A 21,589-nucleotide genomic window follows, 5' to 3' on the forward strand; every position below is an offset into this window, starting at 1 on the left:
GCCGGGGCAGGGTGGGATGGAGTCCGCCCGGCCGACCTGGTCTTCGACCCCACAGCCGCCTGCTGAGACGTTCGCAGCTTCTCCGCCACTACTGGCCTTCTCCCGACGTCCCCCGCTCGCGCGAGGAGACCGGCGCATCTGACGCCGGCGTCGAGGCAGGACTTACTCCTAAGCCGCACCGTGATCATCCCGCGGGCAGGACCCGGGGACTTACGTGGACCGTTTCGCCTGCGACTGGCATCGGCTAGCCACGGCGCGGGCTGGGCGGCGGACCTGGCGGAACGCCGCGCACCCCTCTCCGTGACGCAACCACGGACCCGGGCGGACTCCATGCAACGACGCTAGCCGCTCCCGGTCCCACCGCCAACTGCGGGTCCCGTCCTGCGAGTCGCGGCGACGGCCGCGACGGCCACGGGCGGCAGGCCGACCGCCTCGAGGGCGCGCTGGGCCTCGCGCGCGGTCGCGCCCGTGGTGAGCACGTCGTCGCAGACCACCACGTGCGCCGCGCCCCCGCGCCGCGCGGCCCGGCGCAGCCGGGTGGCCGGGCAGTGCATCGACCCCGCCACGTTGGCCGCGCGTCCGCGGGCGTCGAGCCCGGCCTGGTCGGCGGCGCCGCGGGACACCAGCAGCGAGGCCACCGCCACCGCCCGCTCCTGGCGCAGGTGCGCGGCGGCCGCCCGGACCAGCGCGCCCGTGGCGTCGTACCCGCGCTGGCGGGCGGCTCCGGGCCGTGAGGGCACCGGCACCAGCAGCAGCGGCACCCGCGGGTCGAGCCCGGTCGCCGCGGCGCGGACGGCGGTGCCGAGCAGGTCGCCGAGGACTCGTCGGTGCCCCCACTGGCCGCGGTCCTTGTGCCCGACCACCAGCTCACGCACGGCGCCGGAGTAGGACTCGGTGGCCCACGGCGTCACCAGCCCGCTCGGCACGGGCGAGGGCCACGCCGGCGCGGCGACGCCCGACAGCCCCGCCCGGCACTCGCGGCACAGCATCCGGCCGGCCAGCCCGCAGCCCACGCACCCGCTGCCGAGGAACAGGTCGAGGGCGGCGTCGAGCACGGCCCCCATCGCAGCAGCGGGCCGGGTGCCGCCGCAACGCCCTCGCACGGACCTGTGGAGGACCCCGCCGGCCCGGGTCAGCCGACGTAGGTCAGCGACGTCAGGCCGGCCGGGAGGTCGGGCACGGTGCGCTCCTGGCGGGTGAGGTCGCTGATGCTGCGCCCGCCCACGGCGTACGCCTCGGGGTCCTCGAGCGGCGCGGACACCAGCGCGCGGAACCGGCCGCGCAGGCTCGTCGCGCCCCCGGTGTCGACGCGACCCGGCGCACCGTCGACGGAGATGGTGCGCACCTGGGAGAAGTCGGCGTTGATGTCGCTGAGCACCGACACGGTCGTCGGCGAGCGCCAGGCCACGTCGCGGACGCGGGTGCTGCCCTCGGCCGGGAGCGGCAGGGTGCGCAGCGAGGTGAACCCCAGGACCGCTCCGGACGCGTCGTGGAGCACCCGGGCCGCGACGATCCGGTCGGCGCTCGCGCCGCGCACCACCGCGACCAGCCGGGTGCCGTCGCGCGAGACCAGCAGCTTGGTGACGTCGCGACCGGTCAGGCCCGGGACGTCGACGGCCCGGGCGTCGCCGTCGACCACGAGGAGGATGCGCGCCCGCCCGCCCGCGCGGTCGAGCAGCCAGGTGCGGTCGCGGTAGTCGAAGGCGGGCGCGGCCAGGTCGACGCCGTCGGTCACCGGGGCCGTGACCACGCCGTCGGGGGTGTCGGTGGGGGCGGTGAGCAGCTGGGTGCCGTCGCGGGAGATGCCGGCGACCCGCGCGCCGGTGAGCGTGACGCCGAGCGACCTCAGCCGGTAGGCGCCCTGGCCCAGCGGTCCGAGCGTCTCCTCGAACGAGCCGACGTCGCCGGCGACCACCCGCCCGCGGTCGAGCGCGAACAGCTGGCGGCTCGAGCCCGGGCCGCTCGGGTCGTAGCGGCTGCCGACGTCGAGGCCGACCTGCGTGGAGCTGCTCCCGAAGGTGATGAGGCGGTCGCCGACCGTCAGCTGGACGGCCCGGATGCTCAGGTCCTGGCGCAACGTCCACGCCAGCTGGGTGAGCATCCGCTGCGCGGTGTCGGTGTCGATCGCGTCGGGGTCGCCCGAGAGCGAGACCTCCGCGATGCCCGCGCGGGTGATGACCACCGGTCGGGTGGTGGTGCCGGCGGGGAACCAGGTGCGCGCCACGTCGACCGACTCCCCCGTCGGCTGCGCCAGCAGGCCCCGCACGAGGGAGGAGGCGAACTGGTCGCCGCGCGGCACGAAGACCGGCTCCGGGACGAGCACCTCCGACGTGGGGTCGAAGTAGTAGAGCGAGACCCGCTGGTAGAAGTCCTCGAACCACGAGTCGGGCACCACGAGGGCGTCGGGCACCTGGTCGATCCGCCACTCCCCGTCCTCCTGCACGAGCGTGAGGTCGAGGTCGCGCGTGGCGCGGGTGCGCTGCCAGGCGCCGCGGTCGTCGTAGAGGTTCACGTCGGACATCGGGAGCCGCACCGCGGAGACGCCCGTGGGCGTGCCGAGCTCGGCGTACGTCACGATCTGCTTCTCCGGCGCCCACGTCTTGTCGGCGCTGCGGGACAGGAACTGGCGCGCCACCGTGAGGCTGATAGGGGTGGCCTTCATCGCCTCGAGGAAGCCGGCGACGATCTCGGAGGGCGTCTCGTCCGGACGGGGCGGCCGCGGGTCGAACGAGATGCCGGGGGCCTGCTCGCTCTCGGCCGGCACCCGCGGCTCGACCACCGGCCCCTCGGTCGGCATCCGGACGCAGCCCGCCAGCAGGACGCACGCGGCGGCCGCGAGGAGGGCCCGCAGCCCGCGCGTGCGTCGCACGCACCGGGCGCTCACGCGGTCTCCCGCGCGTCGTCGGGCACCAGCGGCAGCGGGGAGTGCCGCAGCTGGGTGCCGAGGTGGCGCGGCAGGGTCAGGCGGAACTGCGCGCCCTCGCCCGGCCGGCCCCACGCCTGGAGCCAGCCGCCGTGGAGGTGGGTGTCCTCGAGCGAGATCGACAGCCCGAGCCCGGTGCCGCCGCTGGTGCGGGCGCGGGCGGGGTCGGCGCGCCAGAACCGGTTGAAGACCATGGCCGACTCCCCCGGACCGAGGCCCACGCCGTGGTCGCGCACGGCGATCGCCGCGCCCTGCCGGTCGGCGCCGATGAAGACCTCGATGTCGCGGGTCTCGGCGTGGTCGATGGCGTTGGTGACCAGGTTGCGCACGATCCGCTCGACCCGTCGTACGTCGGCCTCGGCGACGCACGGGTGGCCGGGCTCGTGGACCACCACCCGCGTCCCGCGCTGGGCGGCGAGCGCCGAGGTCATGTCGACCACCCGGTGGGCGACGTCGACCAGGTCGACGTCGTCGGCGTCGAGCACCGCCGCGCCGGCGTCGAAGCGGCTGATCTCGAGCAGGTCGGCGAGCAGCGTCTCGAACCGGTCGAGCTCCTTCTGCAGCAGCTCGGCGGCCCGGCCGGTGACCGGGTCGAGGAACGGCCGGGCGTCGTGGATGACGTCGCTGGCCATCCGCACGGTCGTGATCGGGGTGCGCAGCTCGTGGGAGACGTCGGAGACGAACCGCCGCTGGAGCCGGCTGAGCTCCTCGAGCTGGCGGATCTGCTTCTGCAGGTTGGACGCCATCTGGTTGAACGACGTCGCCAGGCGCGCCAGGTCGTCCTCGCCCCGCACCCGCAGCCGCTCCTGGAGCTGCCCGGCGGCGAGCCGCTCGGCGACCCGGCGGGCCATCCGGATCGGCGTCACGACCTGGCGGGTGACCAGCCAGGTGAGGCCGGCGACGAGCAGGAGCAGCGGGACGCCGGCGACGAGCATGGCGCGCGAGACGAGGGCGAGCGTCTCGTTCTGCTCGTCGAGGGAGTAGAGGTAGTAGAGCGTGTAGAGGTTGTCGTCGGCCGGGAGTCGCACCTGGCTGCCGACCACGATGCCGGGGCCCTCCGGCAGGCCCGGGATGTCGCGCAGCGTGCGGATGTCGGTGTAGGTCCAGGCGGTCGGCGAGGCCTGGTCGAAGCGGGCCTCGAGCTTCTCCGGCACGCTGCTGAGGTCGAGGTCCTGGGTGAACTTCGCACCGCCGTCGGCCAGGCGGCTGCCGTCCTTGACCGGCGGGGACAGCACGACCGCGAACCCGCGCGTGGCGCCGCGGGCGATGAGCGGCTCGACGAGGTCCTGCTGCTGGCGCGACTCGTTGACGTCGAGGCCCGGCGTCGCCGCGAGCGCGTCGCGCGCCGACTGCGTCTCGCTCTCGGCCTCCGCCACGACGGCGTCGACGCGCTGGTCGAGGAGGCCGTCACGGGTCTGCTGCATGAGGAACCACCCGACGACACCGACGACCGCTGCCGAGAGCAGCACCGTGCTGACCACGACGCGCGCCTGCACCGAGCGCCGCCAGAAGGCCGGGCCGTGGCGCAGGATCTGCGGGAGCCGGTCGAGCAGGCTCCCCTGGGTCCGGGCCATGTCCTAGGACTTGCCGGCCTTGTAGCCCACGCCGCGGACGGTCACCACGACCTCCGGGTTCTCCGGGTCGTGCTCGACCTTGGAGCGCAGCCGCTGGACGTGGACGTTGACCAGGCGGGTGTCGGCGCTGTGGCGGTAGCCCCAGACCTGCTCGAGCAGCACCTCGCGGGTGAAGACCTGCCAGGGCTTGCGGGCCAGGCAGACGAGGAGGTCGAACTCCAGGGGCGTGAGGTTGATCGGCTGCCCGTCGCGCGTCACCGAGTGGCCGGCGACGTCGATGCTGACGTCGCCGATGGTCAGCCCCTCGTCGGGCGCGACGTCGTTGCGGCGCACGCGCGCGCGGATGCGGGCGACGAGCTCCTTGGGCTTGAACGGCTTGACGACGTAGTCGTCCGCGCCCGACTCCAGGCCGACCACCACGTCCACGGTGTCGCCCTTGGCGGTGAGCATCACGATCGGCACGCCGGACTCGGCGCGGATCTCCTTGCACACGTCGATGCCGTCCTTGCCGGGCAGCATCAGGTCGAGCAGCACGACGTCGGGCCGGTAGTCGCGGAACGCCTCCATGGCGAGGTCGCCGCGACCCACGATGCGGCTGTCGAACCCTTCCTGGCGCAGCACGATGGAGAGCATCTCCGCGAGGGAGGCGTCGTCGTCGACGACGAGCACGCTGCCACGCGCGGGCTCGGCCAGGTCACTCATGGCGCCAGTGTAGGGCGGGGCCCCGCCCCACCTGCGTGGAACGGGGCCCCGACCGGGAGCCGGGCAGGGCCCGGCCGGTGCTCAGTAGCGGTAGTGGTCCGACTTGTACGGACCCTCGATCGGCACGCCGAGGTAGGCGGCCTGCTCCTTGGTCAGCTCGGTGAGCTCGACGCCGAGGGCGTCGAGGTGCAGCCGGGCGACCTCCTCGTCGAGGTGCTTGGGCAGCACGTGCACGCCGAGCTCGTAGTCGTCGGCCTTCGAGAACAGCTCGATCTGGGCCAGCACCTGGTTGGTGAAGGAGTTCGACATGACGAAGGACGGGTGGCCGGTGGCGTTGCCCAGGTTGAGCAGGCGGCCCTCCGACAGCACGATGATCTTCTTGCCCTTGCCGGGCGTGCCGTCCTCGGCGGGGAAGATCCACTGGTGGACCTGCGGCTTGATCTCGTCCTTGACGATGCCCGGGATCTTGGCCAGGCCGGCCATGTTGATCTCGTTGTCGAAGTGGCCGATGTTGCCGACGATCGCCTGGTGCTTCATCTTGTGGAAGTGCTCGACGGTGATGATGTCGAAGTTGCCGGTCGTGGTGATGAAGATGTCGGCGGTCTCGACGACCGACTCGAGGCGGCGGACCTCGTATCCGTCCATCGCGGCCTGCAGCGCGCAGATCGGGTCGATCTCGGTGACGATGACGCGCGCACCCTGGCCGCGCAGGGACTCGGCCGAGCCCTTGCCGACGTCGCCGTAGCCGCACACGACCGCGACCTTGCCGCCGATCATGACGTCGGTGGCGCGGTTGATGCCGTCGACGAGCGAGTGGCGGCAGCCGTACTTGTTGTCGAACTTCGACTTGGTGACCGAGTCGTTGACGTTGATCGCCGGGAAGAGGAGCGTGCCCTCCTTGAAGCGCTCGTAGAGGCGCAGCACACCGGTGGTGGTCTCCTCCGAGACGCCCTTGATCATCGGCGCACGGTTGGTCCAGCGCTGCGGGTCGGCCTCGAGCGAGCGGGCCAGGACGCGCAGCACCTCCTTGAACTCGTGGTTGTCGGTCGAGTCCTGCGAGGGGACCTCGCCGGCCTTCTCGTACTCGACGCCGAGGTGGAGCAGCATCGTGATGTCGCCACCGTCGTCGAGCAGCATGTTGGGGCCGCCCTCGGCGAAGTCGAAGACCTTCTCCGCCTCGTCCCAGTACTCGGCCAGGCTCTCGCCCTTCCACGCGAACACGGGGACGCCCTGGGGGTCCTCGGGCGTGCCGTTCGGGCCGACGACGACCGCGGCGGCCGCGTGGTCCTGGGTGGAGAAGATGTTGCAGGTGGCCCAGCGGATGTCCGCGCCGAGAGCCGCGAGGGTCTCGATCAGCACGGCCGTCTGGATCGTCATGTGCAGCGACCCGGCGATCCGGGCGCCCTTCAGCGGCTGCTCCGCGCCGTAGCGCTCGCGCATCGCCATCAGGCCGGGCATCTCGTGCTCGGCGAGCTCGATCTCCTTGCGGCCGTAGGCGGCCAGGGTGAGGTCAGCGACCTTGAAGTCCATCGGATGTCTCCTGGTGATGAGGACGTCTGCGCCGCACATCTGTGCGCTGTCGGGATCTCCCGCGCGGACCAGAAGAGAGTAGGTCGGGGGTCAGGGATTCGGGGAATCCTCGGGGAGCCCCCCGGCGGGCTCCCCGGCATGCCCGCCGGCGTGCTCGTCGGCGTGCTCGTCGGCGTGCTCGTCGGACGCGTGGTCGGACCCGTGGCCCCCGATCCCGAAGGGGCGGAGCGCGAGCAGCACGACGAACCCGACGACCAGGCCGACGACCGCGGACAGCACGGTGTTGAGCAGCCAGCCGGCCAGGCCGCCGAGCACGCCACCGACCGCGTCGTGGACGTCGACCTCCCAGTGGTGGACCTGGTCGTACGGGACGTGCAGCGCGTGGCCGAGGCCGGTGCCGTCGAGCAGGCCGCCGTCGCCGCCGATCTCGTAGAGGCTGACGAGGAAGATGTGGCCGCCGACCCAGAGCATGGCCAGCGTGCCGATGAAGGAGATCGCGGCGAGCAGGCGCGGCATCGCCTGCACGAGCGCGAGTCCCACGCGCTGCGAGGCCTTCGAGTCCTTCTCAGCGAGGTGGAGCCCGACGTCGTCCATCTTCACGATGAGCGCGACCACGCCGTAGACGAGGACGGTGATCACCACGGCGACGACCGCGAGGACGATGGCACGCATCCAGATGCTGGCGTCGGCGTCGGAGCTGACGACCTCCTTCAGCGCGATCACCATGATCTCGGCGCTCAGGATGAAGTCGGTGCGCACGGCCTGCGCCACGGTGCGCTTCTCGTGCTCCGGGGTCAGCTCGCCCTGCTCCGAGAGGTCGGCCTCGGCGTCGGAGGCGTGCCCGGTGAGGCGCTCGTGCACCTTGTGGGCGCCCTCGTAGGCCAGGAAGGCACCACCGAAGATCAGGATCACCGGCAGCAGCTCCGGCAGGAACTGCCCGAGCAGCACGGCCGCGGGGAGGATGAACAGCAGCTTGTTGCGCAGCGAGCCGATCGCGATCTGCTTGATGATCGGCAGCTCGCGCTCGGCGGCGGAGCCCTGGAGGTACTGCGGGGTCACCGCCGTGTCGTCCACGACCACGCCCGCGGCCTTCGCGCTGGCGCGACCCGCGGCGGCACCCACGTCGTCGACGCTGGCGGCGGCGATCCGCGCGAGGGCGGCGACGTCGTCGAGCAGGGCGAACAGTCCGCCGGCCATGGGTGGTCCTCCGGGTCGTGGGTCGGTGAGGGTGCAGCCTAGCGGCGCGCCGGCAGCCCACCGGCTCTGGCAGACTCCGGCGCCACGCGGGGGACGCAGCGCGCAGGGTGGCCCGCGCCGTGGTGGTCGCCGGCGTGGTCCTCGGTGCCGTGACGGCCTGCGGCGGCCGGGCGGTGGAGCCGGTGACGACCGATGCCGCGGTCGAGGTCGGCCTCGGTGAAACCCTCGGCGCCGTCGCCCTCGACCTCTACCCGCGTCGCACCGGTCGCCCCGTCACCGACCCGGGCGTCCCCTGCTCTGGCGCCGAGGGGCTCCGTCCGTCCGCTAGGGGGTTTCCGTGGTGCGGCGCGCTTCGGACTGTCCACAGGGGTGGCCTCACCTGATCGACGACTGTCGGACCCTTCGCCTAGAATCGAACACATGATCGACACGCGAAGCGGACTCGGAGCGAGCGAAGTCACCGACGACCTCAGCGCCTCCGACCTGCTCGCTCTCGCCCGCCGCCGCAAGGCCGACGAGGACCGCGCCGCCGCTGAGATCCTCCAGCTCGCGGCCCGGTGGGCCGACCTGCACCCGCCGGAGTCGATCCACCACGCCGCCGCGTTCAGCGTGCCGGGCTTCGACCACGAGGAGCCCATCGCCGGCGAGGGGTGTCCGCTGGTGACGGAGTTCTGCATCCCGGAGCTGGGCACCGTCCTGGGGATCTCCACCACCGCGGCGAAGAAGCTCATCGGTCACGCCCTCGAGCTGCGGCACCGCCTGCCCCGCCTGTGGGACCAGGTGCACGCCGGCCGGGTCCCGGCCTGGCGGGCACGGCTGGTCGCCGAGGCCACCATCCACGCGGTTCCGACGTTGACGGTCGAAGCAGCCGGGTGGATCGACTCCCAGGTCGCGGCGGTCGCCGGGAAGGTCAGCACTGCGCAGCTCGACCGGCTCGTCGCGGAGGCCATCAAGCGCTACGACCTCAGCGTCGAGCCCCGGCCCGACTTCGCCGCGGGTGAGGACCACGAGGACTTCGAGGCCGACCAGTACCTCAACCACGACCGTCGTCACGTCACCTTCGACACCCGGCACGTCCACTACGACGGCCTGATGAGGATGGAGGCCGAGCTCGACCTCGCCGACGCCTACGACCTTGACGCCGCCATCGCGCACGGTGCCGCGGCCTTGAAGGCGCTCGGCTCGACGGCTGCGCTCGGTGCGCGGCGTGCCGCTGCGCTCGGTGACCTCGCCCGCACGCAGACCGCGCTCGACCTCCACACCCAGGGCACGCCCGCCCCGGCCCCGGCCGGTGACAACCTGCCGGCCGCTCGTGAGGTCGTCCTGCACGTCCACCTCGACGCCGACGCCGTCGGTGGTGAGACGGTGTTCGGCCCCACTGGGCGTCTCGAGAACGGGCAGCGCCTCGCGCTCCTCGACCAGGTCAAGGGCTGGTGCGCGTCGTCGCGGACCAAGGTCACCATCCGCCCCGTCCTCGACCTCAACGCCGAGCTCACCACCGACACCCACGCGATCCCCGACCGGATCCGCGAACAGGTCATGCTCCGCGACCGGACCTGCGTGTTCCCCTGGTGCACCCGCCCCGCCCGGGCCTGCGACATCGACCACATCACGCCGTACGACCACGACGCCGCTGCCGAGGGCAGACCACAACCCGGCCCGACCGCGACCTCCAACCTCGCCCCACTGTGCCGGTCGCACCACCGGCTCAAGACCCACACCGCCTGGCGCTACGTCCACCTCGGCCCCGGCGTCTTCGAGTGGACCTCACCCCACGGTCACCACTTCCTCCACGACCACGACGGCACCACCGCCCTCGACCCGCCCTGCCGACCATGACCCCGCCCCGCACCCCGCCACCCACCCGGTAGCGGGGCCACCGGCACGTCCGGGCCGGAAAAGGAGCTCAGCCCCACGGGCACGGACCGGCACGATGACCCCATGGATCCCCTCACGGTCGACCTCCCCGACGGGCGCCGGGTCGCCTACCTCGACGGTGGCGACCCGGCCGGCTACCCGGTGATCGGACTCCACGGCACGCCGGGATGCCGCCTCAACCGCCTGCCCGACGACTCGGTCTACGCGCGCGCCGGGATCCGTTACGTCACGACCGACCGGGCCGGCTACGGGCAGTCGTCACGCCACCACGGGCGCGTCGTCGCCGACGAGGCCGCGGACGTCCGTGCCGTCGCCGACGCCCTCGGTCTGAACACCTTCTCCGTCATCGGAGGGTCGGGCGGCGGCCCGCACGCCTTGGCGTGCGCTGCGCTGCTGCCCGGCCGGGTCGAGCGAGTCGCCTGCCAGTCGAGCCTGGCCCCGCTCGGTGGAGGTGGACTCCGTCGCGACGAGTGGCTCCACCAGATGGCACCGGACGCCGCTGAGGCACTCGCGTGGGCCGAGGCCGGCGAGGACCACCTCACCTCCAGGATCACCTCCGCCCTCGACCGGATGGAGCGAGCCCTGGAGTCCGACCCGGCGTCGTTCCTCGGCGAGGGGATGAGCGCGGGCGACCAGGAGGTGCTCGCCCGGCCGGAGGTCGTCGAGGTCTTCGCCCGCATCATGGCCGAGCAGTCCGCCCACGGTGTCGGGGGCTCGGTCGACGACACGCTGGCGTTCGCCCGACCCTGGGGGTTCGAGCTGGCCACCATCACGGTGCCGGTCCTGCTCACCTACGGGCTGCAGGACTTCTCCTGCCCGCCCGACCACGGGCGGTGGCTCGCCCGGCACCTGCCCACCGCCACGGTCGTCGTGGACGCGACCGGCGGGCACCTGCCGCAGGACCTCGGGAGCGAGATCGCGACCGTCTTCGGCTGGCTGCGGACCGGCGAGCTGCCCGCGTCCGCGGGTCAGGCCCCGGGCGGGGACGACCCGTCCAGGAAGTCGACGATCGCCGGCCAGTAGCCGGGGTCGTCGGAGATGTCCTCGTGGTCGGCGTCGGGGTAGGACACCACCGTCGGCGCCGCCAGCGCCTCGACCAGCCGGTCGGTCCGCTCGGGCCGGACCACGGCGTCCCGTCCACCGCGGACGACGAGCACGGGCACGTCGAGGTGGGGCGCGAGGGCGGCGCTGTCCCAGTGGTCCTCGATCAACGTGGCGACGGGGAGGTGCGGGACGAGGTCGGCCGCCGTCGCGACGAGGCTGTCGAAGGGCGTGACGAGCACGACGTGGGCGACGTCGCGCTGCGCCGCGACCTGCATCGCGACCCCCGACCCCAGGCTCCTGCCGATGAGGTCGACGGGAGCCCCCGGGTGGCGCCCGCGCACGTGGTCCACCAGCGCGACGGCGTCGGCCGTGAGGGCCGGCTGGCTGGGGCGACCGTCGCTCGCGCCGTAGCCGCGGTAGGCCATGAGGTACGTCGTGTGCCCGGGGAACCACCGGGCCACGACCTCCTGCCAGAGGTCGAGGCGCTCGCCGTTGCCGCCGAAGTAGAGCAGCACCCGGTCGCGACCCGGGTTCACCACCCAGCCGCGCAGGACCGTCCCGTCGACGACCAGCTCGTGCATGGAGCCGTCGGGCGGCACGCGGGTGCCGTGCCGCGGGTAGACGACCTCGCGGACGAGCGGGGCGAGCAGCGCGTCGAGCACGCCGCCAGCGTAGGCCAGCGTGGGTCAGCGCCGGTCGCTGTCGGAGGGTCGCGGCAGACTCACCCCATGGACGCCGCCACCCTGCTGACCCGGCTGGCCGAGGTCATCGACGCGCACGACTGGGACGCGCTCGCGTCGCTGCTCGACCCCGGGTTCACCTGCCGCCTCGTGCACACCGGCGAGGTCTTCGACCGCGACGGGTGGGTGCGGCTCAACGCCGACTACCCCGGGTTCCAGCGCATGCACGTCGACGACCTGGTGGCCGACGGCGACCGCGGCGTGCTGCGGGCCACCGTCGTCGGCACGGCCGACGACGGCGGCGACCAGCTGTTCGCCGTGGCGAGCTTCGCCACCGTCCGCGACGGGGCGCTGGTCGAGCTCGTGGAGGTGTGGACCGACGTCGGCCAGGCCCCACCGTCCGGCACCCGTCCCGGGCGCTGGCCGGAGGGAGCGGTCCCCGACGCGACCGAGCGGCTGCGCTTCCGGCCGTTGACGATGGCCGACGTCGACGACGTCACCGCGATGCTCGTCGACTTCGACCCGATGCGCGGCGACCGGCCGCCGAGCACCCGCGACGACGCGGTGCGCTGGGTGGAGTGGCAGCAGCGCAACTACGCCGAGCACGGGTTCGGCCTGTGGGTGGTGGAGACCCACGACGGGACGTTCGTCGGCGACTGCGGGCTGACGGTGCAGGACGTCGAGGGCACGCCCCTCGTGGAGATCGGCTACCACCTCCTGGCCGGCCACCGGGGCCATGGCTACGCCCGCGAGGCGGCCCGCGCCGTGCGCGACCTCGCGGCCACCCACGGCGTCGGGCACCTCGTCGCGCTGGTCCGGCCCGACAACACGGCCAGCCAGGGCGTCGCCAGGAGCCTCGGCATGGAGGTCCTGCGGACGGCGTACGTCCACGGCGGCGACGCCCTGGTGTTCGGGACGGATCCAGCGCTGGTCTAGCGGGCCTGCGTCACCTGAGCTTCTTGACCGCGACCTTGGCGAGCTTCTTGATGCTCGCGGTGGGGACCGCGGCGTCGTCGACGGCGGCGATGCTCGCGACCTTCTTGCCGTCCACGACCAGGACGCTGGTCGAGTAGCTCACCACACCGTTGATGGTCGTCTGCTGCACGACCGTCAGCGAGCCGTCACCGAGCCGGAACGCCTTGCCCGTCGACGACGTGATCACGGCACCCGTCGTGGGCTCGGTGAAGGTGGCGCACTTCTTCACGTACTTCTTGTAGGCGGCGAGGTAGGACTTCGCCTTCCTCGGCGACGCGACCTCCGCGGCGCCGGTGACCACGATCGACGTCCCGCTCGTGGAGACACCGGTCGTGGTGACGCCCGACTTCGCCTTTTCCGTCGACCCCGTGCCACAGGTCTTGCCGGGCACCGCGACCTGCTTGGTCCTCTGCGTGGTGAACTGGCCACCGGCCAGCTCGGGGAACGCCTTGACGATGTCACCCTCGCTCGGGACGTCCTTGGCGCCCACGGCGGCGTGAGCGGTGGGGGCGGTGACGAGCATCAGTGCGGTGGCGAGGCCACCGGCGAGGGACAGCGACGTGCGCTTCATGGGATCTCCTTGGATCGCGAGGGGTGCGTCCCTCCCACCTACCCACCCCGCACGCGGCCCAGCCCTGCCGGATCCTGAAGTGTTGCTGAGGATCAGTCCTCGACCAGCCCGATGCGGAGGTACTCCGCGGCGTAGGTGCCGGTGAGCAGCAGCGAGGCGTAGCGACCCACCTCGGCGTCGGCGTCGGTCGTCACCGTCTCCACCCGTACGCCGTGGCGCGCGGCCACGTCGAGGAGCCCGCGGGTCTGCTCGACGACGGCGGGGTCGTCGGAGCGGTCGTCGAGCACGAGCAGCAGCGGCCGCAGCTCGGCGCCGTCGTCGGCGAACGGGTCGGCGAACAGGTCCGGCGGGCGGGTCGCCTCGATCACCGGCAGCAGGTGCTCGGCGTCGCCCGCGATCGCGGAGCGCCCGGACGTGCGGCGCAGCGACTCCGCGAGCCGCCGGGCCGCCCGCGCGGCCAGGACGGAGCCGCCCCACACGAGCGGGTTGGTGTCGGCCATCGCGATGGCGAGCATCTTGGCGGGGTTGACCGCGAGGTCGCGGTGGGGCGAGCAGCGGGTGGCCACGTCGTCCAGCGACGCGGCGACCGCCTCGGCGTCGGCGCGCGGTCCGAGGTGCACGTGGGCGAGGTAGTCGAGCATCACCACGGCGGTCGCGAGCTGGTCGCCGGTCACGGTGGGCAGCACGGTGACGTGGCGCCCCGCCGCGTGCTCCCCCACCAGCGACCTCTCCGGGCAGGCCACCACGACCTGGGCCCCGCGTCGCACGGCCTCGGCCACCGCGGACGCCGACCCGTGGTCGTTGCCCTCCGGCGCGAGCATGACGACGAGGTCGAGCGACCCGGCCCAGCCGGGCAGGCCGGGGTTGGGCCAGGCGACGAACGGCACCGGGCACCACGGCTCGAGCACCGCGCGCAGCAGGCGCGAGTCGGGGCCGGCGGCGATCACCGCGCGCGGACGCGACTCCTCACGACCCCGCGCGATCAGCTCGGCGGTCGCGGTCGCCGCCTCGTGCGACTCGCGTCGCACCCGCGCGCCGCTCTCGGCGAGCGTGCGTAGCCGGAGGTCGGCCGTCTCAAGCACGGCGGCGTCGTCGAGCCGGGCCTCGTCGAACCAGGTCGCCACAGCGGATCCCCGTCCTGCTCAGGCGGGCTTGCGGGCCTCGTCGACCAGCAGCACCGGGATGTCGTCGCGGACCGGGTAGGCGTTGCCGCAGCCCTGGCAGACCAGCTCGTCGGCGCCGTCGGTGGACGCCGCGACCAGCTCGCCGTGGCAGGCCGGGCAGACGATGATGCTCAACAGCTGCGGGTCGATGTTCACGTCCCGGATCCTAGTCAGTGGAGGAGAGCACCCGGAGGTGTCCCCGCTTCGCCCCGCGCGACGGGTCGTCGGTGGAGTGCAGGGGGGCCGGCGCCGGAGCCGGGCGCGCAGCCTCGCGGACCGCGTCGGCGAGTGCGAGCAGGTCGTCGCTGCTGGGCCCCTGGGCCTTCTGGTCCGAGGCCAGTCGCAGCACCTCCCAGCCCCGTGGGGCCGAGAGCCGTTCGCTGTGCACGTCGCAGAGGTCGTAGGCGTGCGGCTCCGCGTAGGTCGCCAGCGGACCGAGCACCGCGGTCTGGTCGGCGTACACGTAGGTCAGCGTGTTGACCGCGGGACGGCCACACGCCGTACGCGAACAACGACGGGCAAGGCTCACGGCGCCGACGCTACCTGCCGGACGCACGCCCGGCGCTTAGGCTCGCGGCGTGGACGAGGTCAGCACCGACGAGCAGGCGCCCCGCCGGCGCACCCGTGACCGGCGCGGACGCGGCATGCGGGGTCCGGGCGTGGTCCCGGTCCAGCCCGGCACCCCCGCCCTGCGGACCGCGCGCCAACGCTTCGACCAGCTCGTGCTCGACGTGGTCACCCCGCTCGACGAGAAGTGGCAGCGCCACCTCGGCATCGTCGAGTACGCCGTCGAGGACGCGCCGATGCTCCCCGACGACTGGGGCGACGAGACCGTGCCATTGTCCTCGCTGGTGCGCGGCAAGGGCACCGAGCCGACGCGGCTGGTGCTGTTCCGGCGCCCGATCGAGCACCGGGCGGGCTCCCGCGAGGACCTCGAGGCGATGGTGCACACGGTGGTCGTGGAGCAGATCGCCGAGCTGCTCAACCTGACCCCCGGCCAGGTCGACGAGCGCTACGAGGACTAGCGCTGCGCGGGACGCACGTCGGGCACCTCGCTCGTGGTGACCAGCTGGGCCAGCGGCAGGAACGACACGCCCGCGTCGCTCACCTCGAGGGAGACCACCGCGGTGGTCCGCTCGAGGGCGAGGTCGGCGAGCACGGCGTCGTCGGGGAGGCGGATCCGTGCCGCCGTGGCGGGGTCGAGCTCGACCCGGCGCTCGCGCACCACGGGCTGCCCGTCGGCGTCCCAGGCCCGCAGGACGACGACCCCGGGGGCGGTCGCCCCGGTGACGACCAGCCGCTTGGCGCCGGCCGGCAGGGCGACGCCCGTGGCGTCGTCGACGGTGGGACCCGCGACGGAGAGCGCGAGGTCCTGCGGCGTGCGGACCCGGAGTCCCGCGGTGACCGGGCCGGTCGCGTCGAGGCGCAGTGCCTGCACTCCCTCGGCCGTGCGCCCGCGCAGCACCCCGCCGAGGTCGACCTCGGTGACCGAGGCCGCCGGGAGGGTCACCTCCTCGAAGCCCGACGGCGCGAACTCGCTGTCGGCGCTGACCAGCTTGAGCCCCACGCGCACCTCGCTGTCGCCCGGGTTGGCCAGGGTCAGGGTGCGGTCGGCGGCACCGGTGCCGACGCCGGCGACGTAGGACGTCGTCGCGGGCGCGTCCTGGCCCGGCAGCCACTCGCGCACGGGCCGGTCGCGGCCCAGCGGGTCGATGACGTCGACGACGCTCGGCACCAGCCGGCCGCGGGAGACCTGCACCCGCACCGCGAGGGCGTCGCGGCTGGGCGCGACCTCCGACAGGTCGTAGGTGGTCGAGCGGCCACCCGGCACCCGGATCCCGCGCAGCGCCGGCACGTCGACCAGCCCGCTGCCGTCCCACACGGTGACGTCGGCGACCGCCGGGCCCTTGTCGGGGTTGACCAGCGTCAGCGTGGAGGCGTGCTGCGCCGACGCGCCGACGCCGGTGAACCACCGCTCGGGCGCCGGCTGCGCGCAGGCCGTGACGGACCCGCCGCCGGAGCGGCTGGCGACCAGGCCGGGGGCGAGCTCGCCGCTGCCGTCGACGACCACCGAGCCGCGCTCGGTGCGCGAGCCCACGCCGCCGGACAGCGTCTCGGTCTCCTCGGTGCGCCCGACCCGCAGCGCGAGGTCGCCCGAGGCGAGCGTCGTGCTGCCGAGGCGTACGTCGTCGGCCCCGGGGAGCCGCGCCGGGCAGACCGTCGTGGAGCGCACGAGGGTGGCCGACGTCGGCGCGTGGGTGGTGGCCGGCACCGACGCCGGTCGCACCAGGGCGAGGGCCGCGACGGCGAGCAGCGGGATGACCACCGACAGCACGGTCAGCGGCGACGGCAGCCGGCGCGTCGACTCGGCGGCACGACGGCGGGGTGCGGGGGTCGGCTCAGTCATCGTCGCCTCCTCGGCGCTGGCGCACGGTGGGGGCGGCGAGCACGAGGGACAGGAGGATCGCCAGGCCCTGCACGACCAGCAGGACCGTGCGCCACCACTGCCCGGACCCCTGCAGCGCGGAGTCGTCGAGCGGCCGGTCGACGTGCCAGGCCCGGGTGCTGCGGTCCTCGGCGCTGGCCTGGTCGAGGCCGGCGGTGGCGTCGAGCAGCGCGGAGACCCGGCCGTCGGCAGGACCGGTGAGGACGACGTACTCGATGCCTCGGGCGCCCAGCGACGCGACCACCGACGGCGTCGGCGCGGACACGAGGGTGCGCACCTCCCGGGTGAGCGTGGTGTCCTCCTCGGACAGGGTGAGGACCTCGTCCTCGCCGAGCGTGGTGCCGTCGTCGCGCCGGATGCGGTAGGTGATGCCGTCTCCGACGGACCCGTCGAGCACCAGCACCCCGTGCTCCGGGCCGAGCAGCGAGCTCTGCTCCATGTAGGCGGGGACGGTCTGCGCGGCGTCGCGGGTCATCGCGTCGTCGGGCGTGGTGAGCCACCAGGCGAGGCCGCCGAGCGGCACCACCGCGGCTGCCACGGACAGCACGGCCGCGACCCCCCGCTGCCACACCGGGTGGTGCTCGTCGAGGCGGCGCAGGTAGGCGTCGGCGCCCAGCACGACCGCCACCACCGAGGTGCCCTGGAGGATGACGACGAACAGGCCCAGGCTCGGGCGGGTGGACACGGCCGGCAGGTCGAGCCGGAGGTGCGAGACCAGCCCGCACACCAGCGCGGCGGCCAGGGCGACGAGCCAGCAGATCAGCACCGGCACCCGGGTGCGGCGCGGCAGCAGCGCGACGAAGGCCAGGACGAGCAGCACGACCCCCAGCCACGCCGGCGCACCGAGGTCGTTGAGCCGTCCGGTGAGCAGGCCGCCGAAGGTCACCCGGTCGGGGGTCAGCCGTCCGGCCTCGAGCAGCAGCCCGGCCGCCGAGCCGGTGGTCAGCAGCGGCAGCAGCCACGGCGCGAGGAGCACCGGCGTCGCGGCGACCGCCACGACCGGCGGGCCCCAGCTGTCGCGCTCGCGCAGCAGGCGCGGGGCGATGAGGGCCGCGGAACCGAGGACGACCCCGGTGGCGAGCAGCGCGAACAGCCACAGCCCCGGCACGAAGGCGGCACCGAGCGCGAGCAGCAGGCCGGTGCGCCAGGCCGCGCGCCAGCGCCGGTCGCGGTCGGGGTCGACGAAGCCGAGCGCGGCGCGAGCGGTCCAGGGCAGGAGGGCGGCGACCGCGACGGTGCCGAAGCGGCCCTCGCCCCACGCGCCCGACGAGACCGGCACGAGGGCGTAGCTCAGCGCACCCCACACCACCAGCCACCGCGGCAGGCCGTACGGGTCGACGAGCCGGCCCACGACGCCGAGCAGGCGCCACGCGCCCCACGCAGCGATCGGCACCGCGAGCAGCATCAGGCCGGAGACCACCGCCCCGGTGTGGCCGAGCAGCACGGTGGCCGCGACGGCGAAGGGCAGGACGTAGGCCGGCGCGGGAACGTCGGTGCCCGTGCCGAGGGGGTGCCACGACGAGACGTGCAGCGACCACCAGTCCGACGCGCTCCCCGGCACCGGGGACAGCGCGCCGCCGGTGATCGAGCCGAACGCCTCGCGGCCGGCGAGGAGGGAGAGGAAGCCGAACAGGACCAGCACGACGGCCACCGGGTTGGTGAAGAAGCGGGCGACGAGCCCCGTGTCGGTGAGGTAGGCGTCGTCGTCGTCCTCGGGGCCGGCGCGACGCTCCTCCCGGGCCCTGGCGGGCTCGGGCGCCCGGGCGAGGCGACGCCGCTCGGCGACGTCGGAGGCCTGGCTGGTGGCGGCCGAGGCGAGGTCGGTGACGAAGTCGAGGCCGTGGCGGTAGGGCAGCCAGCGCGGGGCCATCAGGTGGCGTACGTCGGCGGGCTCGCCCTCGCGCCGGGCGGCGCGCTCGCGGCGGGCCGCGAGGACCTGCCGGGGGCGGCCGTGGACCGACAGCGCCGCGGCGAGCTCGTCGAGCGCCTCCCCCACCGACCGCACCGCGAGGAAGCCGACGACGCGCAGCAGCGAGCCGAGGAAGAGGCGGACGTACTGCCACGGCAGCGCCCGGCCCGAGACGTTGGCCAGCGAGGTGAAGAGCGCTGCGCGCCGCTCCTGGTAGTGGGTGTGACGCCCGGTCAGCGGGGTGCGGCGCACGCCGCGGTGCGCCGCCTCGGCGTGGAACACCACGGCCTGCGGCACCACGAGGGTGCGGTGGCCGGCCTGGGCGGCACGCCAGCCGAAGTCGATGTCGTTGCCGAAGATCGGCAGCTCCTCGTCGAGGCCGCCGAGCTGCTCCAGCACCCGGCGTCGCACCAGCATGCCGGCGGTGTTGACCGCCAGCACCTCGCGGACCTCGTCGTGCTGGCCCTGGTCGTACTCCCCGCGCTCGAGCCCGGTCTCGCGGTGACCGGTGCCGGAGATGGTGAGGCCGACCTCCAGCAGGCGGCGCAGCGAGGGCCACTCGCGCAGCTTGGGACCGAGCACCGCGGCCTCGGGGTAGGTGGCAGCCGCCTCGAGCAGCGCCGCGAGCGCGGTCGGCTCGGGGTTGCTGTCGTCGTGCAGCAGCCAGATCCACTCGTCGAGGTCGTCGGCGGTGGACGGCACCAGCCCGAGGCCGTGCCGCACCGCTGCGGGATAGCTCGTCGATCCGGGCACGACGTCGACGACCAGCCGCTCACCCAGCGGGGTGAGGGCCTCGCGGACAAGGTCGACGGAGCCGTCGCGGCTGGTCGTGTCGACGACCGCGACGCGGTCGACCGGGAGGGTCTGCCCGGTCAGACCAGCGAGAACTGCTGGGAGCCACCTCGCTCCGTCGTGGCTGACGAGAAGCGCTGTGACGGACACCGGAGCACCTTAGCGAGGCGCTCCGCGCCGTGCGGAAACGGCGTCAGGTGCCGTGGTGGGTCAGACGGCGCGCTTCTTCAGCTTGCGGCGCTCGCGCTCGGACAGGCCGCCCCAGATGCCGAACCGCTCGTCGTTCATCAGCGCGGACTCGAGGCACTCGTCGCGCACCTCGCACGTCAGGCAGACCTTCTTGGCCTCCCGGGTGGAGCCGCCCTTCTCGGGGAAGAAGGCCTCGGGGTCCGTCTGCGCGCACAGCGCACGGTCCTGCCAGCCGAGCTCCTCGCCCTCGGGCTCGAGGAGAAACAGTTCTGCTCTCATGGTGTTCAGCCCTTTCGACCCTGGTTGTCACACCTGAATGACACTGTGGGAATTACATGCCTGTCGTGCACCGAAGTCAAGCCCGGATCTGATATGGCCATTTGCCCTTCAGGCAGGCTGTGCGCATGTCATCATCCGGCTCGATGCCCCCCGACTCCGCCGCCGCAGCACCCCTGTCCGCACGCCCCCTCAGGCGCATCACCGTGCTCTCCGGAGGGGTGGGCGGGGCCCGCTTCCTGCAGGGACTGTTGCACGGCCTGGCAAACGGCTCGGTGCCCGGCGGCACGCCGGAGACCGAGGTCACCGTCATCGCCAACACCGCCGACGACTGGTGGATCCACGGGCTCAAGGTCTGCCCCGACCTCGACACCGTGATGTACACCCTCGGCGACGGCATCGACCACGACCGCGGCTGGGGCCGACGCGACGAGACGTGGAGCGCGAAGACCGAGCTCGAGGCCTACGGCGTCGAGCCGACCTGGTTCGGGCTCGGCGACCGCGACATCGCCACCCACCTCGTGCGCACCCAGATGCTCGAGGCCGGCTACCCGCTCTCGGCGGTCACCGAGGCGCTGTGCCGCCGCTGGCAGCCGGGCGTGCGGCTGCTGCCGATGAGCGACGACCGGGTCGAGACCCACATCGCCGTCGCCGACCCCGAGAGCCCCAGCGGCCGCCGGGTCGTGCACTTCCAGGAGTACTGGGTGCGGATGCACGCCGCCGTCCCCGCCGAGGCCGTGCTGGTCGTCGGGCAGGAGGAGGCCACCCCCGCGCCCGGCGTGCTGGAGGCGATCGCAGAGGCCGACCTTGTGCTGCTGCCGCCGTCCAACCCGGTGGTCTCGGTCGGCACCATCCTGGGCGTCCCGGGCGTGCGCGACGCCGTGCGCGCCACGGCCGCGCCCGTGGTGGGCCTGTCCCCGATCGTGGGCGGCGACCACGTGCGCGGGATGGCCGCCCAGGTCCTGGCCAGCATCGGCGTCGAGGTCAGCGCGTCCGCGGTGGGCGCCCACTTCGGCGCCCGGTCCGCGGGCGGGGTCCTCGACGGCTGGCTCGTCGACGAGCGCGACGCCGACCAGGTCGCGCCGCTCGAGCGGGCCGGGCTGCGCGCCCGCGCGGTGCCGTTGATGATGACCGACCTCGACGCCACCGCGGCGATGGCGGCGGCCGCCGTCGCGCTGGCGGGGTCCGTCACCGCATGAGCGGGCGCCCCGGGCGGATCGAGGTCTGGGCGCCCGACGGCCTGCCCGAGGTGGGCCCCGGTGCCGACCTCGCCGCACTCGTCCTCGACGCGACCGCGCGCGGCGCCGACCTGGCCGACGGCGACGTGGTCTGCCTGACCAGCAAGGTGGTCAGCAAGGCCGAGGGCCGGGTGCGCGCGGGCGGTCGCGACGCGGCGATCGAGGAGGAGACCGTGCGCGTGGTCGCGCGCCGCGGCGCCACCCGCATCGTGCGCAACCGCCTCGGCCTGACCATGGCGGCGGCCGGCGTCGACGCCTCCAACGTCGAGGCCGGGCACGTCGTGCTGCTGCCGCTCGACCCGGACGCCTCGGCGCGCGGGGTGCGCGCAGCGCTGCTCGAGCGCGCCGGCGTCAACGTCGCGGTCGTGGTCACCGACACCTCGGGCCGGGCCTGGCGCGAGGGTCAGACCGACCTCGCCATCGGCGCGGCCGGGCTGGTGGTCGCCGAGGACCACGCCGGGCGGACCGACGCCCACGGCAACCCGCTGGTCGTCACGCTGCC

General features: G+C 74.0%; 20 protein-coding genes. 6 read left to right on the forward strand and 14 right to left on the reverse strand.

Annotated elements, in window-relative coordinates:
- Positions 1 to 341 precede the first annotated feature (341 nt).
- The 6 genes from ACFFJG_RS17680 to ACFFJG_RS17705 form a co-directional block, all read right to left on the reverse strand.
- On the reverse strand, positions 342 to 1,064 hold the full coding sequence (locus tag ACFFJG_RS17680; protein ID WP_378520095.1) for a ComF family protein: 723 nt from the start codon (positions 1,062 to 1,064) through the stop codon (positions 342 to 344).
- 68 nt (positions 1,065 to 1,132) lie between these two features.
- The gene (locus ACFFJG_RS17685; protein WP_378520096.1) at positions 1,133 to 2,869 is read right to left on the reverse strand and encodes an LpqB family beta-propeller domain-containing protein; all 1,737 of its coding nucleotides are present in this window, start codon (positions 2,867 to 2,869) and stop codon (positions 1,133 to 1,135) included.
- 11 nt (positions 2,870 to 2,880) lie between these two features.
- Positions 2,881 to 4,497: an MtrAB system histidine kinase MtrB gene (gene mtrB / locus ACFFJG_RS17690; protein WP_378520097.1), complete on the reverse strand. Its 1,617-nt coding sequence runs from the start codon at positions 4,495 to 4,497 to the stop codon at positions 2,881 to 2,883.
- 3 nt (positions 4,498 to 4,500) lie between these two features.
- On the reverse strand, positions 4,501 to 5,199 hold the full coding sequence (gene mtrA / locus ACFFJG_RS17695; protein WP_378520098.1) for an MtrAB system response regulator MtrA: 699 nt from the start codon (positions 5,197 to 5,199) through the stop codon (positions 4,501 to 4,503).
- Positions 5,200 to 5,280: 81 nt separating this feature from the next.
- A complete protein-coding gene (ahcY, locus tag ACFFJG_RS17700) occupies positions 5,281 to 6,729 on the reverse strand; it encodes an adenosylhomocysteinase (RefSeq protein ID WP_378520099.1) in 1,449 nt (482 codons plus the stop codon).
- Positions 6,730 to 6,819: 90 nt separating this feature from the next.
- Entirely contained in the window at positions 6,820 to 7,926 is a 1,107-nt protein-coding gene (locus tag ACFFJG_RS17705) for a DUF808 domain-containing protein (protein ID WP_378520100.1), read from the reverse strand.
- Positions 7,927 to 8,346: 420 nt separating this feature from the next.
- Between ACFFJG_RS17705 and ACFFJG_RS17710 the strand changes: the two genes are divergently transcribed.
- Positions 8,347 to 9,765 (forward strand): HNH endonuclease signature motif containing protein, encoded by a 1,419-nt coding sequence (locus ACFFJG_RS17710; protein WP_378520101.1) that lies wholly within the window; start codon positions 8,347 to 8,349, stop codon positions 9,763 to 9,765.
- 102 nt (positions 9,766 to 9,867) lie between these two features.
- The gene (locus tag ACFFJG_RS17715) at positions 9,868 to 10,827 is read left to right on the forward strand and encodes an alpha/beta fold hydrolase (protein WP_378520102.1); all 960 of its coding nucleotides are present in this window, start codon (positions 9,868 to 9,870) and stop codon (positions 10,825 to 10,827) included.
- On the opposite strand, the gene ACFFJG_RS17720 is transcribed toward ACFFJG_RS17715, so the two are convergent.
- On the reverse strand, positions 10,773 to 11,510 hold the full coding sequence (locus ACFFJG_RS17720) for an alpha/beta hydrolase (protein ID WP_378520103.1): 738 nt from the start codon (positions 11,508 to 11,510) through the stop codon (positions 10,773 to 10,775). The two genes, ACFFJG_RS17715 and ACFFJG_RS17720, sit on opposite strands and share 55 nt — an antisense overlap.
- 66 nt (positions 11,511 to 11,576) lie before the next feature.
- Between ACFFJG_RS17720 and ACFFJG_RS17725 the strand changes: the two genes are divergently transcribed.
- Complete coding sequence (locus tag ACFFJG_RS17725; RefSeq protein ID WP_378520104.1) at positions 11,577 to 12,464, forward strand: GNAT family N-acetyltransferase; 888 nt, start codon at positions 11,577 to 11,579, stop codon at positions 12,462 to 12,464.
- Positions 12,465 to 12,474: 10 nt separating this feature from the next.
- On the opposite strand, the gene ACFFJG_RS17730 is transcribed toward ACFFJG_RS17725, so the two are convergent.
- The 4 genes from ACFFJG_RS17730 to ACFFJG_RS17745 all read right to left on the reverse strand — a co-directional run bounded on the left by ACFFJG_RS17730 (position 12,475) and on the right by ACFFJG_RS17745 (position 14,766).
- Positions 12,475 to 13,074 carry a hypothetical protein gene (locus ACFFJG_RS17730; RefSeq protein WP_378520105.1) on the reverse strand — a complete coding sequence of 200 codons (600 nt, stop codon included), beginning with the start codon at positions 13,072 to 13,074 and terminating at the stop codon, positions 12,475 to 12,477.
- A gap of 92 nt (positions 13,075 to 13,166) precedes the next feature.
- Positions 13,167 to 14,198, reverse strand: a complete 1,032-nt coding sequence (locus tag ACFFJG_RS17735; RefSeq protein WP_378520106.1) for an SIS domain-containing protein — start codon at positions 14,196 to 14,198, stop codon at positions 13,167 to 13,169.
- Positions 14,199 to 14,216: 18 nt separating this feature from the next.
- The gene (locus ACFFJG_RS17740) at positions 14,217 to 14,393 is read right to left on the reverse strand and encodes a Trm112 family protein (RefSeq protein WP_268932199.1); all 177 of its coding nucleotides are present in this window, start codon (positions 14,391 to 14,393) and stop codon (positions 14,217 to 14,219) included.
- Positions 14,394 to 14,403: 10 nt separating this feature from the next.
- Positions 14,404 to 14,766: a DUF3499 domain-containing protein gene (locus ACFFJG_RS17745; protein WP_378520107.1), complete on the reverse strand. Its 363-nt coding sequence runs from the start codon at positions 14,764 to 14,766 to the stop codon at positions 14,404 to 14,406.
- 49 nt (positions 14,767 to 14,815) lie between these two features.
- On the opposite strand from ACFFJG_RS17745, the gene ACFFJG_RS17750 reads away from it, so the two are divergent.
- The gene (locus tag ACFFJG_RS17750; protein WP_378520108.1) at positions 14,816 to 15,262 is read left to right on the forward strand and encodes a metallopeptidase family protein; all 447 of its coding nucleotides are present in this window, start codon (positions 14,816 to 14,818) and stop codon (positions 15,260 to 15,262) included.
- On the opposite strand, the gene ACFFJG_RS17755 is transcribed toward ACFFJG_RS17750, so the two are convergent.
- The 3 genes from ACFFJG_RS17755 to ACFFJG_RS17765 are packed head-to-tail and all read right to left on the reverse strand — an operon-like array spanning position 15,259 to position 19,852.
- On the reverse strand, positions 15,259 to 16,644 hold the full coding sequence (locus ACFFJG_RS17755) for a DUF5719 family protein (RefSeq protein WP_378520109.1): 1,386 nt from the start codon (positions 16,642 to 16,644) through the stop codon (positions 15,259 to 15,261). The genes ACFFJG_RS17750 and ACFFJG_RS17755 overlap by 4 nt on opposite strands.
- On the reverse strand, positions 16,637 to 19,534 hold the full coding sequence (locus ACFFJG_RS17760; RefSeq protein ID WP_378520110.1) for a glycosyltransferase: 2,898 nt from the start codon (positions 19,532 to 19,534) through the stop codon (positions 16,637 to 16,639). The genes ACFFJG_RS17755 and ACFFJG_RS17760 overlap by 8 nt, the downstream gene beginning before the upstream one ends.
- A 60-nt stretch (positions 19,535 to 19,594) precedes the next feature.
- On the reverse strand, positions 19,595 to 19,852 hold the full coding sequence (locus tag ACFFJG_RS17765) for a WhiB family transcriptional regulator (protein ID WP_121140335.1): 258 nt from the start codon (positions 19,850 to 19,852) through the stop codon (positions 19,595 to 19,597).
- 125 nt (positions 19,853 to 19,977) lie between these two features.
- Between ACFFJG_RS17765 and cofD the strand changes: the two genes are divergently transcribed.
- Positions 19,978 to 21,048, forward strand: coding sequence for a 2-phospho-L-lactate transferase (gene cofD / locus ACFFJG_RS17770; protein ID WP_446686238.1), 1,071 nt, complete (start codon positions 19,978 to 19,980; stop codon positions 21,046 to 21,048).
- Positions 21,045 to 21,589, forward strand: a 545-nt coding sequence (locus tag ACFFJG_RS17775; protein WP_378520111.1) for a coenzyme F420-0:L-glutamate ligase, incomplete at its 3' end; no start/stop codon positions are given. The genes cofD and ACFFJG_RS17775, both read left to right, overlap by 4 nt.

Origin of the sequence: Nocardioides zeicaulis (assembly GCF_042432345.1) — a bacterium.
Classification (GTDB): Bacteria; Actinomycetota; Actinomycetes; order Propionibacteriales; family Nocardioidaceae; genus Nocardioides; species Nocardioides zeicaulis.

Coding starts and splice junctions, on each gene's coding strand:
- ahcY (WP_378520099.1), bottom strand. CDS start 6,729: ATGGACTTCAAGGTCGCTGACCTCACCCTGGCCGCCTACGGCCGCAAG.
- ACFFJG_RS17710 (WP_378520101.1), top strand. CDS start 8,347: ATGATCGACACGCGAAGCGGACTCGGAGCGAGCGAAGTCACCGACGAC.
- mtrB (WP_378520097.1), bottom strand. CDS start 4,497: ATGGCCCGGACCCAGGGGAGCCTGCTCGACCGGCTCCCGCAGATCCTG.
- ACFFJG_RS17730 (WP_378520105.1), bottom strand. CDS start 13,074: ATGAAGCGCACGTCGCTGTCCCTCGCCGGTGGCCTCGCCACCGCACTG.
- ACFFJG_RS17765 (WP_121140335.1), bottom strand. CDS start 19,852: ATGAGAGCAGAACTGTTTCTCCTCGAGCCCGAGGGCGAGGAGCTCGGC.
- ACFFJG_RS17680 (WP_378520095.1), bottom strand. CDS start 1,064: ATGGGGGCCGTGCTCGACGCCGCCCTCGACCTGTTCCTCGGCAGCGGG.
- mtrA (WP_378520098.1), bottom strand. CDS start 5,199: ATGAGTGACCTGGCCGAGCCCGCGCGTGGCAGCGTGCTCGTCGTCGAC.
- cofD (WP_446686238.1), top strand. CDS start 19,978: ATGTCATCATCCGGCTCGATGCCCCCCGACTCCGCCGCCGCAGCACCC.
- ACFFJG_RS17755 (WP_378520109.1), bottom strand. CDS start 16,644: ATGACTGAGCCGACCCCCGCACCCCGCCGTCGTGCCGCCGAGTCGACG.
- ACFFJG_RS17705 (WP_378520100.1), bottom strand. CDS start 7,926: ATGGCCGGCGGACTGTTCGCCCTGCTCGACGACGTCGCCGCCCTCGCG.
- ACFFJG_RS17725 (WP_378520104.1), top strand. CDS start 11,577: ATGGACGCCGCCACCCTGCTGACCCGGCTGGCCGAGGTCATCGACGCG.
- ACFFJG_RS17715 (WP_378520102.1), top strand. CDS start 9,868: ATGGATCCCCTCACGGTCGACCTCCCCGACGGGCGCCGGGTCGCCTAC.